General features: G+C 46.5%; 13 protein-coding genes, 1 tRNA gene and 2 pseudogenes. 6 read left to right on the forward strand and 10 right to left on the reverse strand.

Going from position 1 to position 15,279, the window contains the following annotated elements; all coding sequences use genetic code 11:
- The first annotated feature begins 41 nt into the window (after window positions 1–41).
- The gene (nblB, locus tag RIG27_RS28000; RefSeq protein WP_446350417.1) at window positions 42–698 is read left to right on the forward strand and encodes a phycobilisome degradation protein NblB; all 657 of its coding nucleotides are present in this window, start codon (window positions 42–44) and stop codon (window positions 696–698) included.
- A 77-nt stretch (window positions 699–775) separates the two neighbouring features.
- On the opposite strand, the gene RIG27_RS28005 is transcribed toward nblB, so the two are convergent.
- From RIG27_RS28005 to hisF, 5 genes are all read right to left on the reverse strand, one after another.
- Window positions 776–997 (reverse strand): hypothetical protein, encoded by a 222-nt coding sequence (locus tag RIG27_RS28005; RefSeq protein WP_006098710.1) that lies wholly within the window; start codon window positions 995–997, stop codon window positions 776–778.
- Between the two features lie 30 nt (window positions 998–1,027).
- Complete coding sequence (locus tag RIG27_RS28010) at window positions 1,028–1,225, reverse strand: hypothetical protein (RefSeq protein ID WP_446350418.1); 198 nt, start codon at window positions 1,223–1,225, stop codon at window positions 1,028–1,030.
- Window positions 1,226–1,282: 57 nt separating this feature from the next.
- Window positions 1,283–1,355 (reverse strand) — tRNA-Ala (locus tag RIG27_RS28015).
- Between the two features lie 103 nt (window positions 1,356–1,458).
- Window positions 1,459–1,668 (reverse strand): hypothetical protein, encoded by a 210-nt coding sequence (locus tag RIG27_RS28020; protein WP_006098571.1) that lies wholly within the window; start codon window positions 1,666–1,668, stop codon window positions 1,459–1,461.
- Window positions 1,669–1,786: 118 nt separating this feature from the next.
- Window positions 1,787–2,557 carry an imidazole glycerol phosphate synthase subunit HisF gene (gene hisF, locus RIG27_RS28025; protein ID WP_446350419.1) on the reverse strand — a complete coding sequence of 257 codons (771 nt, stop codon included), beginning with the start codon at window positions 2,555–2,557 and terminating at the stop codon, window positions 1,787–1,789.
- A 106-nt stretch (window positions 2,558–2,663) separates the two neighbouring features.
- Here hisF and ruvB point away from each other — a divergent pair, with 106 nt between their 5' ends.
- On the forward strand, window positions 2,664–3,758 hold the full coding sequence (ruvB, locus tag RIG27_RS28030; protein WP_446350420.1) for a Holliday junction branch migration DNA helicase RuvB: 1,095 nt from the start codon (window positions 2,664–2,666) through the stop codon (window positions 3,756–3,758).
- A gap of 27 nt (window positions 3,759–3,785) precedes the next feature.
- On the opposite strand, the gene RIG27_RS28035 is transcribed toward ruvB, so the two are convergent.
- From RIG27_RS28035 to tnpA, 3 genes are all read right to left on the reverse strand, one after another.
- Window positions 3,786–4,109, reverse strand: a complete 324-nt coding sequence (locus RIG27_RS28035; protein ID WP_446340677.1) for a hypothetical protein — start codon at window positions 4,107–4,109, stop codon at window positions 3,786–3,788.
- A 504-nt stretch (window positions 4,110–4,613) separates the two neighbouring features.
- Window positions 4,614–5,015, reverse strand: a complete 402-nt coding sequence (locus tag RIG27_RS28040) for a fasciclin domain-containing protein (protein ID WP_006098369.1) — start codon at window positions 5,013–5,015, stop codon at window positions 4,614–4,616.
- Window positions 5,016–5,343: 328 nt separating this feature from the next.
- Complete coding sequence (tnpA, locus tag RIG27_RS28045; protein ID WP_446338167.1) at window positions 5,344–5,751, reverse strand: IS200/IS605 family transposase; 408 nt, start codon at window positions 5,749–5,751, stop codon at window positions 5,344–5,346.
- Window positions 5,752–5,805: 54 nt separating this feature from the next.
- Between tnpA and RIG27_RS28050 the strand changes: the two are divergent.
- Together RIG27_RS28050 and RIG27_RS28055 are read left to right on the forward strand one after the other, a co-directional pair.
- A pseudogene (locus tag RIG27_RS28050) lies at window positions 5,806–6,935 on the forward strand (RNA-guided endonuclease InsQ/TnpB family protein).
- Between the two features lie 66 nt (window positions 6,936–7,001).
- Entirely contained in the window at window positions 7,002–7,511 is a 510-nt protein-coding gene (locus tag RIG27_RS28055) for a hypothetical protein (protein WP_446350421.1), read from the forward strand.
- A gap of 101 nt (window positions 7,512–7,612) precedes the next feature.
- Here the strand turns inward: RIG27_RS28055 and RIG27_RS28060 are convergent, their stop codons facing one another.
- Window positions 7,613–12,235, reverse strand: a complete 4,623-nt coding sequence (locus tag RIG27_RS28060) for a hypothetical protein (RefSeq protein WP_446350422.1) — start codon at window positions 12,233–12,235, stop codon at window positions 7,613–7,615.
- A gap of 209 nt (window positions 12,236–12,444) precedes the next feature.
- Here RIG27_RS28060 and RIG27_RS28065 point away from each other — a divergent pair, with 209 nt between their 5' ends.
- Window positions 12,445–13,272 (forward strand): Uma2 family endonuclease, encoded by an 828-nt coding sequence (locus RIG27_RS28065; RefSeq protein ID WP_446340674.1) that lies wholly within the window; start codon window positions 12,445–12,447, stop codon window positions 13,270–13,272.
- Window positions 13,273–13,453: 181 nt separating this feature from the next.
- On the opposite strand, the pseudogene RIG27_RS28070 reads toward RIG27_RS28065, so the two are convergent.
- Window positions 13,454–13,783, reverse strand: a pseudogene (locus RIG27_RS28070) (nucleoside phosphorylase); the annotation flags it as partial.
- Window positions 13,784–14,361: 578 nt separating this feature from the next.
- Between RIG27_RS28070 and RIG27_RS28075 the strand changes: the two are divergent.
- Window positions 14,362–15,141 (forward strand): PEP-CTERM sorting domain-containing protein, encoded by a 780-nt coding sequence (locus RIG27_RS28075; protein WP_446350423.1) that lies wholly within the window; start codon window positions 14,362–14,364, stop codon window positions 15,139–15,141.
- The last annotated feature ends 138 nt before the right edge of the window (window positions 15,142–15,279 follow it).

Here is a 15,279-nt window from a genome sequence, read left to right on the forward strand (position 1 = left end):
ATGCCACGATTCAAGATACATCATTGATTAATAACGAATACATGACTGTTTCTCGTGAGTCTGTTCAACAGTTGCTGAGTTCCGAGGATTTTGGCAACCGCCTGAGTGGGGTAAATCTACTACGCCAGCTAGAACCATCGGTAGCTTATGAATTAATCCAGCCTATTTTGACTGATGCCAATGCTCGGGTTCGGTACGCTGCTGTTAGCCAGCTTGATACCCTTGGGGATCAGGATTTATCTCTCACCTCGACACTGTTGCGCGATCGCCTCTTGAACGACTCAGAACCCGATGTCCAAGCCGCCGCCGCTGACGCTTTGGGTGCCCTGAAGATGACCGAGGCGTTTGAGGAGATGCAACAGTTATATCACCAATCATCGGAATGGTTATTACAGTTTAGTATTGTTGCCGCATTAGGTGAACTAGGCGACTCCCGTGCTTTTCCCCTCTTAAAAGAAGCACTTTCCTCCGAAACCAGCTTGATTCAAACCGCCGCGATTAGTTCATTAGGAGAACTGGGTGATCCCCGTGCTGTGCCATTATTAGTTCCCTTTGCCACCGACTCTGACTGGCAAGTACGTTACCGAGTCGCCCAGGCGCTCAAACCCTTCGATACTTCAGAGGCTCGATCTGCCCTAGAAGCCTTAGCCAACGACTCGGTTGAGCAAGTGGCTCAGGAAGCCAAACGAAATTTATGATAGGTGGACATTAAAGTTAAAGGTGGAGATCGTCATTCGTCATTCGTCATTTGTCATTTGTCATACTTCGGGGTTCATCAATCGACAACTTTCACAAGTCCACGATGCACCCCATAAATCAGCCGCATTAAGATAGCTTCATCATTACTTGTGAAAGAATTATCCCAAGGCGCTGTCATCAATTCACGCCAGTCAGACAAACTGATCTGACCCTTACACATGATGTCAGCAAATAGTGGTGCCAAACAGCATCGGCTCAAGGTTTGTTCGTCTAGAGGAGCTTGTTCAGTCGCATTCATGGCTGGTTGGGTTGACTTTCAATGATCACATCAATTGTACTCACTCACGATGAGTCGTCCGGCGATCGCGTCACCAATACCCCAAATTGGGCGGGCGGGAAAACTCGCAAAACCATGAAAAATAAAGGTTTCCAGAACAATTAAAGGTTTATAAAATGAATGCAGTTTTTGAACGGATATACCCTTTGTGGAGAGGTTGAAGTTATCAAAACTGTTCCCTGTTAACAATTTCCTAACCTCACCATAAGAGTTATTCAGCAACTCCTAATTCTGATTCTGTGTTAATGGAGCTAAGCGGGCTCGAACCGCTGACCCCCTCAATGCCATTGAGGTGCTCTACCAGCTGAGCTATAGCCCCGTGCAGCATCTTCCATCATGCCTTGATTCTGTCCTTTCGTCAAGTCTTATGAATTAAAATATTGCCTCGTGAGAGATTATCGAGTTACGCAACCCAAGCCTCACTAAAACGAACCCGACACCGCCGCAATCCGACTCAAGTAGCCCAAATAGCTGTCCATCAAGAAATACACGACCAACATGGCAGCAGCTGACATCGCCACTAAAGTGCCAGCCAGCATAAAGGAAAACTCTCGTGTGTCAAACGCCTGTTGCATTAAGTGCAGTGACCAAGCAACTAGAGCAATATCGAATATTAAAATAGCAATCAACATAATTTAAGAAATGTAACATCGAATCTATTCTAGCAGTGGTCTATGTAGCTGCAAACGATCCAATTGTGTGATATTAGTCACAAAAGTTTACGGCAGAGCGGCAAGGATTTGAGAACCCTCATGACATCCGGACAGGAACCTGATGGTTCTGCAAATAGTGCTTAATTTCCGATACGCTGAGTTGTCCGTAATGCAGTAGAGAAGCTAAGAGGGCGGCTTCGGCTTTCCCCTCACTCAGGGCTTGATAAATGTGATCACAGGTTCCCGCCCCCCCTGAGGCAATCACCGGAATTTCCACCTGTTCAGCAATGGTGCGGGTTAGCTCTAAGTCATACCCAGCTTGAGTTCCATCCGCATCCATACTGGTCACCAGTAACTCTCCCGCACCGCGTCGTTCCACCTCTTTTGCCCAGGCGATCGCATCAAGTCCGGTATTTTCTCGTCCGCCGCGCACGAAAACATCCCAACCCGGATGGCTGGGATCAACACGGCGACGGGCATCTATCGCCACCACAATACATTGATTGCCAAAGCGATCGCTGGCTTGATTGATAAAATCTGGATTGCGGACAGCCGCCGAATTAATACTGACTTTATCGGCACCTGCCCTTAACAATAACTTAACAGTCTCTAAGGATTGGATACCGCCGCCAACGGTTAAAGGAATAAACACCTGTTCTGCGGTACGGTAGACAACATCGATAATAATATCCCTGTCTTCATGAGTGGCAGTGATATCCAAAAACACCAGTTCATCGGCACCGGCTTGGTTATAAGCTTGTGCCAATTCCACGGGATCACCCGCATCTTGCAAATTTACAAAGTTGACGCCCTTGACCACCCGCCCCGCCTTTACGTCCAGGCACGGTAAGATTCGTTTAGCTAGCATGTCAGATGTCTTACGCTGTGTGATGCGATAATACTTAGTTCCTTAACTAATCTAAACCTTTTGCGCCTGAGTGTCTTGGTCGCCGATGAAATGATAGGCTGAAATCATGGCTATAACCTCCTTTAGACAATCTCAAGAACCCGACCCACAACCCCAATCCCGCCAGAAAAAAAAGGGTCGCCGTAAGAAACGTCAGCAAGACTTGGAAGCAGACTTGTTACTGGCGACGGCGACAGCCGATGAAACAGAGAACCAAGAGGAGGGGATTCGTCCCCATCGGTTAGCCGACTATATTGGGCAAAAAGAACTCAAAGATGTTTTAGAAATTGCGATCGCGGCGGCGAAGGCGCGAAATGAGGCTTTAGATCATTTGCTCTTGTATGGACCGCCAGGATTGGGGAAAACCACGATGTCGCTAATTTTGGCGACGGAGATGGGGACGAATTGTAAAATTACAGCGGCGCCAGCGTTGGAACGTCCCCGGGATATTGTGGGGATTTTAGTGAATCTGAAACCGGGGGATATTTTATTTATCGATGAGATTCATCGCCTCACACGTATGAGTGAGGAACTGTTGTATCCGGCGATGGAGGATTACCGTTTAGATATTACGATTGGCAAAGGGCAATCAGCGCGAACTCGGAGTATTCCTTTGCCCCAGTTTACCCTGGTTGGCGCGACGACACGGGTAGGATCACTCACCTCCCCCTTACGCGATCGCTTCGGTTTGATCCAGCGCTTACGATTCTACGAACCCGAGGAATTGAGTCTAATTGTGCAACGCACCGCCCAATTATTACAAACGCCGATGAGCGAAGAGGGAGCGATAGAAATTGCCCGTCGTTCGCGGGGAACTCCCCGCATCGCCAATCGTTTACTGAGGCGAGTGCGGGATTATGCTCAGGTGAAAAAGATGGGTGTTATTAATCCAGACGTCGCAGCCGTTGCCTTGGAAGTATTCAATGTTGATCCGGCGGGTTTGGATTGGACGGATCGGCTGGTGTTAAGTGTGATGATTGAACAATTCCAAGGGGGACCTGTGGGTTTAGAAGCCGTAGCCGCCGCCACCGGAGAAGACGCTCAAACCATTGAGGAAGTGTATGAACCGTATTTATTGCAGATTGGTTACTTACATCGAACCCCTCGCGGGCGGGTTGCTACAGACGCGGCTCGTAAGCATCTAGGGTATTGGCAAGAATGAGCGGCTCAAATTATGCCATCTACAGGATTAACCGTGCATGGCTCTACGCTTGAACTCCTCGTGCGCTCTAGAAGGAAGGGATTCAACTTTTTTGGGCGATCGCTTTCCATTCTCACAGGGCGCTTCAACTTTTGCCCAGTTCTCTTGAATGTAGTTTAGATCATCGGCTGATGCCACATAGCTTTCAACATAGCCACAATTGACACAAACATACGTATCCAGTGAAGCATAACGAGCGCTGGAGTTTCCTAGTCCTAGCGTCATCGTATTCAGTGCGGGAAATTTTCGGTTTTTGTTACTTCTGATCTGATAAGATCCACAGGAGTGGCATTGACCGTTCTTCATTGTCATGACTGCTTCAACCTTACAAGTTTGGCTTTCTTTTTGTCTTCATTAGGGAAACGGCACAATCCGGATGACCGTTAACTTTTATTTTCATTTCGCCAATAAAACGTGGGGGTCGTCTAGTCCACAAAATTCTGGTATAATTCAACAGGCTGCTGCCAAAATAGAATTTTTCTCAATATCTTCTGACGTTGCCGGATTTACAGGCGCTCAATACTCTAAACTAGACTCTAAACTAGCATCAAAACCAACAGGTTAACATAGTCAATTGAATACTGCCCACCTGAAATTTAAATCTGACATCAAATCGGGTTAAACAACCTCACGAAACATGGCTGGAACGCTCATTATGAGGTGATTACCGCTGTGTGCAATCAACCTGATTCGATAGGACATCAATTAACAACCTGTAGGGGCGACCCGTTTACATCAATTAACCACACCCGCCCACTCAATCGGGTCGGGTCGCCCTTTACTCAATGGGGTCTGATCCTCCTTTTGATGGTGACTTTACCCCATGAGAATTACCGTGTCAATAACATGGATAATACCATTATCTGCTTCGATGTCAGGGGCAACAACTGTGGCATTTTTGACTTCAAAACCATCAGAACAGTCAATTCGGATAGACGAACCCTCAACAGAAGTTACCGAATCGACCTTGGCTAAATCAGCTTGAGTCAATTTCCCGGAAACGACATGATACGTCAGAATTCGCGTAAGCTGGGGAATATTCTGGAGCAACGTTTGTATGGTTCCTGGTGGCAACTTGGCAAAAGCAGCATCATTGGGTGCAAAAACCGTAAAAGGACCAGGACTTTTGAGAGTGTCCACTAAACCAGCCGCTTGCACAGCAGCTACCAGGGTTTGGAATGAATCCGCACTAACGGCAATATCGACAATATCAGGCATTGATGTTAACTCATCCTCTGCAAAATAATCTCTTCTCGGATTTTTTCATTCTCCCATATACCTGATATAGAAGCGGGTTTTACGACTCTCGTTGTTTCTCTCACCCCCATGAATTAAAGCCACCCCGACTTTCCCTGATATGCTTCTAGTGGGGTTTTGAGTGATTCAAACGCTTAAACCAGATTCCTTAATCTCCTTGATTTGCTAAGTTTCAACGTATCGCGGGAGTCCCCACCCTCAGCAGATCCTTCGCAGGCTCAGGAGGGTGGGGAGGGATAGCGGATTGCCGGAGGAACGAAGGCAATCAACCCTTCGACTTCGCTCAGGGTTAATCTTGAGGTGCTTCTTGGGATTTAATGTAAGCTTTGACTCTCTCAATGGGAGCGCCACCAGTAGAGGCAACATAATAAGAGCCTGACCAGAATGCTGACTTGGTATAAGTTTGTGATAGTTCCACAGCAAAGTCTTTTCTGATGATTCGACTGGAAGCAGACTTCATGCTGCCAATTAGAGATGAAAGTTTGTTGTCAGGATGAAAGTCTACCAATAGATGTACGTGATCGGCTTCTCCTGAGAACTCGACAAGGCGGCACTTTGTCTTAATACAAATATTTGCAAGCACCTCATGCAATCGCTCCAGCATTCCCGATGTAATAACCTTACGTCTGTATTTAGTTACGAACACTATATGCAGTTGAACAGAAAATACGGAATGAGAACCTTTTCTGGCTTTCACTTGACATACCCCCACCTGAGTCTGTTAGATTAATGTTAACAGGAGGAAGCGGCAATGCCAACAAGACGTGTAACTTTTCGGCTATACCCCAATAAAAAGCAAGAGCAGACATTACGGTATCACGCCCCAGTTGCATAAAGACCTGTATAACGCTGCTGTCTGCAATCGATTTACCCAGTATCAAAGGTTTAATCACCGAGTTGATTACTTTGAGCAGCAAAACTCTTTGCCTGCTTTCAAGGAAGTTTGGGGAGAGTACAAAGAATGTAATTGCATGACTTTGCAGGCTACGTTAAAGCGTGTTGATTACGCTTTTAATCGGTGGTTTAAAGGGTTAGCCAAGCGACCTAAATATAAGTCGATTAAGCATTATTCGGGCTGGACGTATCCGAGTAAAACAGGTTGGAAGGTACACACAACAGGTGATAACGGTTATCTGGAATTAGCCAAAATTGGTTCTATCCAGATGCGCGGTAAAGCCCGGATTTGGGGGACTCCGACAACTTGTACCATTGTTTATCGCAATGGCAAATGGTACGCCAGTATCACCGTTAACTTAACCGAGCTACAGGCGGCAACAAGACAAACAGATTTTGGCTCAGTTGGCATCGACTTGGGTTGCAAGTCAGCGTTGGCGATAACTGATGGGGAAAACCATTCTTTTATTGAAGCCCCTAAGTTTTTGCGAAAAGCTGAGGCAAAAATCAAGCATCTTTCTAAGGGAAAGCGTCGTAAAACGGCTCCCAATAGACAGAAGAAACAGAAAGGCTCTAGCCGGTGGAAAAAGACCCAAGCTAAAATTAGCAAATTTTCCCGTAAGGTAGCTAATCAGCGTCAAAATTGGGTACACCAAGTAGCAACAGACATTGTACGCTGTAATAGCTTCGTTGCTACAGAAAAACTAGAAGTCTCTAAAATGACCCGCCAAGCCAAAAAAGGTAAGCGCAAAAAGCAAAAAGCCGGACTAAACAAATCCATTTTAGATGTGGGCATTAGGAAAGCTACCGGGGTTTGGAACGAGCCTCGTAGACGCAGATGTCTCTAGCTCTACTTCAGAAACTTGTAAGCGCAAGCGAACGGGAAGCATGAAGCAACTAGGGCAGGCGAAGCGTCGGAAACACAGCCCTACTGGTCTGGTTGTAGAAACAAGGGACCTCAACGAAGTAGGTCTGGGTAGTTCATGACACCCCATGGAAAGTCAGGTAGGTCACAAGCTAAAATCAGCGACATCAGTACTGAGGAGTCCGAATATGCGACATTTTATTGGCATCAGCGTCACCCTTGCCACAGCGGTACTAGCGAGTATGGCGTTTACCCCCACATCAGCATCAGCTCAAGCCGCTTATGGTAGTTATGTCGGCGCTGGTGGTACTTTCGGTATTGAAGAAGATAGTCGCGGTGAAGGGCGGCAATTTGGGGGAGTTTTGGCGGTACGATACAAACTCTTAGAACTTCCTGTCTCTCTGCGAGCGCAAGCCCTGATTGGTGCAGGTACGGCGGTGGTGCCAACTATTTCTTATGATTTTCCCCTCAACTGGCAAACGGATGTTTATCTGGGGGCGGGTGCGGCGTTTGCTAGTGGTGATACGCCGTCGCCGGTGGGAGATCAAACCAGTTTCGCCTTGCAACCGGGGATTGATTATGTTGTTCCTGGGGGTACTACAGTGCTTTTTGGGAATGCAATTATTGCCTTTGATGCCTATCGTAAAGGAGGCGGAACAGCGGTTTCGGTGCAGGGTGGCGTAGGGTTGCGATTTTAAAAAAACTGCCGCTAATTTGCTACCCCCGTTATAACCCAGTCCGTTTGTAGTAACCACTTTAGTGGCTTCAGATGCTCTATTTTCCAGCACTAAAGTGCTGACTACGAACAAATAGCAATCCGATTCTCACACCCCTGAATCTCCAATTCCAGTCGCAGTTCTGGCTGATTACAGCATAGAACACCCCGATAACCACTAGAAACCAGCGTAAAAGATAACTGTTGACTCTCCCCAGCTTCCACCGTCGCGTCTCCTAGATTCACCTGACATTTTGCCCAATCCACACGTACCTCTCGATTACTAAGAATATCGGTAATTAAGACGTGATGGATTGATTTCATCACCTTAATTGCTAAGTGACGCACCGTGAATCCTATCACCCCATTCTCAAATTCCTCTACTCTTATTTCTGGGGGTAATCCAGTAATCGTCAGTTGCTCAGTTTCAGGGGATTGGGGAAGTTTTGAGTGTGTAGGGGCGGGTTGAGGAACTTGCTTTTCGCTATCGATAATAACGTTTGTGCCAAACCCGCCCTGACTAAGTGTTGAGTTAACTCTCTTATCTCTCAGAGGACGTTCTCTTGGTGCTAATGGGGGAATCACCGAGATACTATCGGGATTCATTGCCCACTGCTGCGCTTTTTTAATCACATTAGACTGCAATTTTGCCCCTTTCCTCAGCTTTCCCTGATTCGTCACATAATCCACTTGTTTTTTCTTCGTTCCTATCCAACGTTCCCGGGCAAATTGACGCTGTTGCAGGTTCGTATCGTTGACAAATTGCTCGTAAAATGCTAGCGTTTCGACCAGTGTTCCAATTTTTTCCAAGGCAATTCCTATCTGTGGCATCAACAGGTAATCTTGCCAGTCACAATTGGATAAAACCTGCTCTTTTATAAATTGTGCATAGTCCTGGCGTTGGTCTTTGCTCAAGTCTTTGGGATTGAATTCTGACCCTGCCAGTTCATAAACAATGTCGAAATTCAGCGCGTTTTTTTCCTCAGTTGAACCGATGACATTCGGCAAATCGGTGTCTAGCAATTCGAGGGCGTCTTGCCAGTATTTCTGGCGGAAGAAATAACGGAAAAGTAGTCGTAGTAGCTTGATTCTGATCCCATCCCGCGTCGCCAGTTGAAAACAGTCTTTGACTTTAGCCAAGTCATCTAACCCCACATAAACCACGCAGGCTTGCTGGTATTCCTGCTTCATTTCCAACGCCTGGGCGACATAACGCAGCCATCTGCGATCGCGCGGTTTGCCAGCTTGCCGCCATTGGTGGATAATCTGATCAGCTTCGCCTGCTTGTGCCAAATACGTTAATCCGTCTGGCATACCGACAGTAAAGGCTTTTGCCCGATGATAGTCTGGGAGTTGAGTTGCATTACTTTCACCCCAATACTGTATCGCTTGAGCATAATTTTGGGCGCGATAAAAACAGGTTCCCGCTTGCACCTTTAGTTCTGGATAACCCGCTGAGGCTAAGATAGCTAGAACTTCGCCAAACTGCTGCCATTGTGATGAGTCTATTAAGGAATCATGGGAAATGGTTTCAATGCGACGGGCATAATCCTTAATTCCTTGCTGCCATTGTTTTTGCTGATTAACCTGTTGATTTCCCTGAATAACCGATGATTCATGACTGATAATATACCGAGTAAAACTATCCAGCGCGGCTAAATCATCAGCAGGTGTCACCATAAACCGTGCCAGGATGCCCTCAGGCGCTGATTGATGGTGGGGGTGCGAATCATACCAAGCCACCAATTCTGACCAGCACAGCCCCTGCCAGAAGCAATCCCACGCCTGATCAGATTCCCCCAACTCCAGGAAACAATGACCCGCGTCTCGATACTGCAGTTCAAATTTTAGCGCCCAAGCCTGACAATAGTTGGCTTGAGTGATATCTCCTAAATCCCGATAGAATTGTTTGGCTCGGCGTAGTAAACTGGGATTCTCTCCATGTAATCCTTTAAGCTGAAATTCTTGCGCGATCGCACCCGGGTCATCTTCACGCATTGTCTCTACCATATTTGGCATACCCGGTGTTAGGGTTTTCACATTATCTTGCCAACGGCTTTTGTGTTTAGCATAACCTAGCATTGCCTGTAACAAGGCTTCATCACTGGCATAGTGCCACAGTTGACGGTTTCCTGTGTCTGAATCGACGATAAATAAATAATCCGTTGCCCGACTAGCCGCGACATAGAGTTTATTGAAAAAGTATTCAACCTTGACTTTTTGGTCAACGCCTTGTAGGTTCCAGACATTATCGCTACACTCTTCACCAAATTTATACAAAATCACCCGTTTAAATTCCAATCCCTTGGCAGAAATGGCACTTAAAACATTTTTTAAGGGTTCTGGGGATAGTGTGGAGTGTTGAGTTAATTCTCTCATCTCCTCTGTTCCCTGTGACACACCGAGCGTGTTACCGAGCGGAGTCGAGGTAAGCCGAGGTGTTCCCTGTTCCCTCGGATTCAACGGCGGAAATATTTGAGATAATACTTCATCCGTTTGGGCATACGCCAGTTCCTCTCCTTCCTCGCAGGGAACAATGATAATTGTATCTTTGATATAGGTGATTAATTCCTCCGCACTAATCGTCTGATTGAGAATAAACATTTGCGGTTCAGGAAAATCACCTGGATGCCATGCGGTTTGGGGTTGTAGTTCGGGAATGTTAAACAGAACGTGACGCCAAAGCTGAATTAAATTGGTGAATTGAACAATCGACAGACTAGACCGATAGTTATAGGATAGTTCCTGAAAATTAACCGTCAACTTTAACTGATCCGCCGGATCAAGGGCGGTAATCACTTCCGCATCAAAAGCTGATTGGGTGCTAGACCAATGGAATCCGGTGGGGTTTAAGGTTTGAAAGGGATCACCAGCAAAGGCAAAGGGTAAACTAGGAATCGGTTGGTATCCCAAATGGTATTGGGAAAACAGAGACAACCGCATAATAAGCTGTAACTCTAGGCGGGTAAAGTCTTGGGCTTCATCGCAGAATATGGCGGTATAGTCGGGATGATAACACTTCAATTCCAAGACTCTGGCAATTAAATCTTGGTCATCCCAGTAATCCAGTTCCGTGGTTAGATGCTTATACCAGTGTTGCCAGATCGTGTCATAAATTCCCTGAAATTTCTCCACATCAATCGTGCGTTCTTTGCGAGGAACTTCCTCTTGATAATCTTCCGGCGTCATGTCGTCCGATTGACCATAGCCTTTAATAAAACTGCGGATAATGTGCCAACAAATTTCTGGAGAATAGCGGCGGGATTGGGGAAGATGCAAGATCAGTTTGGCGAGGGCGGGTTCGGGACTGGTTCCTTGATACAGTTGTTTGAACCGATGGAAGGAAATATAGTGGTCTGGGTTAAACCGTTGTCGTTCCTGGGGGGGGAGTAAGCTTAACAGGAATTTACCAAAGGGTTGAAAATAGCGATCGCAATTAGGAATGTGATCACCGGGACTGCGTTCAGCGACAAAGCGATGGTGGGAACGCAGGAGTCGATTCACTCCATCTCGGGCAATGTCTAATAACCGTTCATTGTAGGTGAGAAACAGGGGTTTACCCGGAAGCGGTTCGGGACGGCGATGTCCTTGGGGGGTGTAATATTTACGGTAGCAGTAGTCGGCAAACAGATAAATCAGCATCGTGGACTTGCCACTACCCGCCCGTCCATTAATAAATAGGGGAAGTGAATCGGTTTGGGGGGTAGGACAAGATACCGATTGGAGAATCTCCTCTTCTTCTGGGGAAAGGGCGAGATTTGCCTCTCTCCCCCGTTCAATCGCCAGCCAACTTTCGGCATCGGCTAAGAGGTAAGCGGGATAGGAACGACGGGCGAAGGGCGTTAATTCGTGGATAGTCAGGGATTGGGATAAACGGTTGGGGGTGTTTGCACCATTGAATAGGGTGGTTCGCACTCCCACGTCCCGAATCTCGGCGCTGGAGGGGGGGTGATCAAAGGCGGCTAAGAGAAACAAGACACCGCGAACACTCGTATCCGTGGTTTCAATCTGGCTGTAGAGAACGTAACAATTGTTTTCACTCCAGAGGTTGACATTTTCGGGAAGCTGGGGTTGACGGGAAATAATCAGAGTTTCGGCGAAGCTGTCGGTTGGGATGGCTGCACGATTACCATTACCATTTCCCGTAGATGGGGCGGTATGGGTATTAATCTGGGAAATAATCTGATAATAAGTTTTCCACGCCTCTTGCAGTTTAACCGTGGTCAACTGTCTCACCCATTCTTCACTTTCATAGATCACCCAATCGTCTGGGACAATATCTCGTTCCCATCCCGGCGGATCAAGCCAAGGGCGCAAGCGTTCCGGGAGTTCAGGTAAGGGTGCAACCGCCTGTTGCTGAGATTGAGCTTGGGTTAAGCAATCGCGAATCTGTTGCCGATCGAGTTGGGGTTCCAGATGGGTGCAACCATAATCAAGGGGGGATTCCAGAAACTGTTCATAGTCGTGATCACCCCGTTTAAAGATATCAATGAAGCACAAGAGTTGCTGATGATCCAGATGCAGGATACGACCAATCAGGCGTTGGTTGAGGATGCGGCGCTTTAGGTAGGGATAAACCCGCTCAAACCGGGATTGCACTTCATCGAGTCGTTGAGTTTGCAGTTGAGTACAAAGATCATCGATGCGATCGCGAATTCCATAGCGTTCTGCTTTCTCATTAAACCCAGAGGTGCGATAGATGTACATTCAAGAGTTCCCGTTCTTCTCTTAATATCTCTATTTTCGTCTAATGGAGAAAGTAGCGGAAACGACTTGAGTAACATTTTATACTAAAATTCCGATGGAATAGGAAGTCAGATCAATACTGTTCAGTTAAGGGAAGCTGGGGCAGAATACTTTAACCTCATCGATGCGGGACAATAGGAGCAGTTATTTGTTGCCACACTCATTCGACTATGCCTGAAATACTAACAGAGATTAATCTACCGCCTCAATTTCCTGACCATACCCAGTTACCTGAATCAGATGGTACATTCGTGAAAAATTTCCAGGAGCATCCCCAAAGCCTAATTCTCACTGATTCCCTTGATTCAACCTTGCGGCGACTGCATCCAGACGGGCAATATTGTATTGGACAAGATTGTGGGATTTACTGGCGCGAAACTGACCCACCGGAGAAGGGAGCAGAAGCGCCAGACTGGTTTTATGTGCCAAATGTACCGCCTCGATTAGATGGAGTCATCCGTCGCTCTTATGTGTTGTGGCGGGAATATATTACACCCACCATCGTCTTAGAGTTTGCCTCTGGAGATGGGAGTGAGGAACGCGATGATACTCCCTTATCTCGTACTGAAACCGGAGTCGTCACCAAACCGGGTAAATTTTGGGTCTATGAACGGGTGATGAGAGTTCCCTATTATGGCATCTATCAAATCAGCAACGATAGGTTGGAGATGTATCACCTTGTCGGTACGGATTATGAGCCGATGACTCCGAATCAACGGGGACATTATCCGATTAAGCCAATGGAGGTTGAGTTAGGGGTATGGCGAGGAGTTATTTTGAATCAGCCAGAACAATGCTGGCTACGTTGGTGGGATGAACAGGGGAACTTATGGTTAACCGGACAAGAACAAGCCCAACAGGAGCGACTAGAGAAGCAGCAAGCGCTGCAGCAGTTAGAACAAGAGCGACAGAAAAGACAGCAGTTAGCACAGCAGCTTAAATCCCTCACTCCGGAACAACTTCAAACCTTAGGAATTGACCCGGAAATGCTCGGCTAAGTAGGGCTTGCTGCACAAACGGGAAACTCCCTGCAGCAAACCCTAACGGTTCTTCCGTACCTGTTATGCTAAATTGCCTCAGACGACGCCCTCAACTGTTCAAACGGCGGTATGCTGGAGTAATTCCAACGTGCGATCGAGACGACTTTATCAGTCGGCTGGTTTATTGTAGCGAGCGATACGCTCCCACCGGGACATACTCTTGAATTGACCCACAAGTCCCCACCCGAATAATTGTCTCAATCCCCAATTGCACCAACTCATTCACCACGATACTCAGAGACGGTGCGCCCATACCACTCGTTGCTGATAAAATCGGGCAATTATTGGACAATTTGCCCAGATAACTGTTTAATCCCCGATTTTCCAAGAGCAGACACCCCTCCTGCAAATAGTCTTGAGCAATCTGAGAAGCGCGTTGCGGATCACCAGATAACAGCGCCAGGGTAGGCGGCGGTGAACCGAGGTCATCTTGCCCAAAGCCAAGGTGATACATAGAGGAGCGGGTCATGGGTGAAATATGTTCGCTGTTTCCATTAAATCAGCTACAAGACCTGCTGCGTTGCGCCAAAAATAGAACGCTTAACTTCACTTAAATTTTCTTCGGATAAAAAATAGTTGCAATTTACCAAGTTTTGATCAAGAGCCTCATCTATCCCCACTTCAGTATTCCGGAATTTTACGGATGTCTTTTTTATCCTGGTCTTTTGTGAAGACCTCATAAAGCCTTTACAAATTCCATAAATTTTTCATAAATCAATATTTTTATTTTCTACACTATTTACTTTGTAAAGTTTTTACATTTGGTATCTGACGTAAATCACCTAAACCCTTACCATTAAAAGACTACAGAGATGTAAACCTGACTTAATGTAATTTACAAACATCAAAGTTTTTGCAAAGTTGAGTGGTTTTGCTGGACAGTGAAAATACTTATATGACAGGATTTAATTAATCAAGCAAATTCAATCACCGCTCAGAAACAACGCCAAAAACATGTAATGTAAACCATCCAGATTCCGTCAAATTACATCGTCCCGATTTTTTCTTCAAAGAAGAGTCCTCGTAAACCTTTACTTTCAAGCAACCATGTTTACATCAACTGCCATGAAAACCTTATCAATGACAGCAGCTAGCGCGACTTTGATGGCTCTGGGAACAGGTGTGACTCCGGCTGAAGCAGTGACTGTGTTTACTGACCGGACGGCTTGGGAGGAAACAATGTCTGGTATAACTACGGAGACTTTCTCGACGCCTCAAAGCCAAAGTGAAAACTTACTCCTGGAGAGTGGTATTCAAGTTACAGGGATGTCATCAGTCTGGAGTTCGGGTCAATTTTATAGCTCTACACCCAGTCATTCTGAGAGTGTCGAGTTTGAGTTTCCCTCTCAAATACTCGGATTCGGCGCTGACTTTAGCTCAACAACCAGTAATGGAGGATTAACGGTTTCGGGTTTGTTCGATGAAATACCAGGTGTAGATACGGTGGTCTTCTCGGAGTATCTTCAGAGACAAGGTACTGGTTTCCTGGGAATCGTTGCGGATACAGCATTTAATTCCCTATCGTTTGCGATGCAGTCACCTCCACTGGCTGTCTCGGCGGCAAATGAAGCGTTTCAAATGGATAATTTCAGCTTTGCCAGCAACCTGGCTGATAGAGGTGCTGTAAGTTTCCCAGAGTCACTAACTGACTCAGAGACAGAGAATAATAGAGGTGAACCAATGCCTCTTTTGACCGACACGAGGTCGGACGACACGAGTTCGGACGACACGAGGTCGGAATCTGTTCCTGAACCTACTTCGGTGTTAGGTCTACTGATGATGGCTGTTTTGGGTACGACTTCTCTGCGGAAGCGCCAAACTCGATAAGTAGTGGTCACGGCAATAGGCAATAAAATAGGGAATGGGTGCATCCCTTACATCGCCCAAGTCGTTCTGAGAAGGGACAAGAGAGACAAAAGAAATAGTTCTGTTAAACGTGTTGACTAAAATAGGTGAGAATAGCTA

Origin of the sequence: Coleofasciculus sp. F4-SAH-05 (genome assembly GCF_040222985.1) — a bacterium.
Taxonomy (GTDB): Bacteria; Cyanobacteriota; Cyanobacteriia; order Cyanobacteriales; family Coleofasciculaceae; genus Coleofasciculus; species Coleofasciculus chthonoplastes.

What these genes read in the sequence shown, in the direction of transcription:
- hisF (WP_446350419.1), bottom strand. Translation starts at nt 2,557, where the DNA reads ATGCTAGCTAAACGAATCTTACCGTGCCTGGACGTAAAGGCGGGGCGG.
- RIG27_RS28005 (WP_006098710.1), bottom strand. Translation starts at nt 997, where the DNA reads ATGAATGCGACTGAACAAGCTCCTCTAGACGAACAAACCTTGAGCCGA.
- RIG27_RS28035 (WP_446340677.1), bottom strand. Translation starts at nt 4,109, where the DNA reads ATGACAATGAAGAACGGTCAATGCCACTCCTGTGGATCTTATCAGATC.
- RIG27_RS28065 (WP_446340674.1), top strand. Translation starts at nt 12,445, where the DNA reads ATGCCTGAAATACTAACAGAGATTAATCTACCGCCTCAATTTCCTGAC.
- RIG27_RS28060 (WP_446350422.1), bottom strand. Translation starts at nt 12,235, where the DNA reads ATGTACATCTATCGCACCTCTGGGTTTAATGAGAAAGCAGAACGCTAT.
- RIG27_RS28075 (WP_446350423.1), top strand. Translation starts at nt 14,362, where the DNA reads ATGTTTACATCAACTGCCATGAAAACCTTATCAATGACAGCAGCTAGC.
- RIG27_RS28055 (WP_446350421.1), top strand. Translation starts at nt 7,002, where the DNA reads ATGCGACATTTTATTGGCATCAGCGTCACCCTTGCCACAGCGGTACTA.
- ruvB (WP_446350420.1), top strand. Translation starts at nt 2,664, where the DNA reads ATGGCTATAACCTCCTTTAGACAATCTCAAGAACCCGACCCACAACCC.
- RIG27_RS28040 (WP_006098369.1), bottom strand. Translation starts at nt 5,015, where the DNA reads ATGCCTGATATTGTCGATATTGCCGTTAGTGCGGATTCATTCCAAACC.
- RIG27_RS28020 (WP_006098571.1), bottom strand. Translation starts at nt 1,668, where the DNA reads ATGTTGATTGCTATTTTAATATTCGATATTGCTCTAGTTGCTTGGTCA.
- nblB (WP_446350417.1), top strand. Translation starts at nt 42, where the DNA reads ATGACTGTTTCTCGTGAGTCTGTTCAACAGTTGCTGAGTTCCGAGGAT.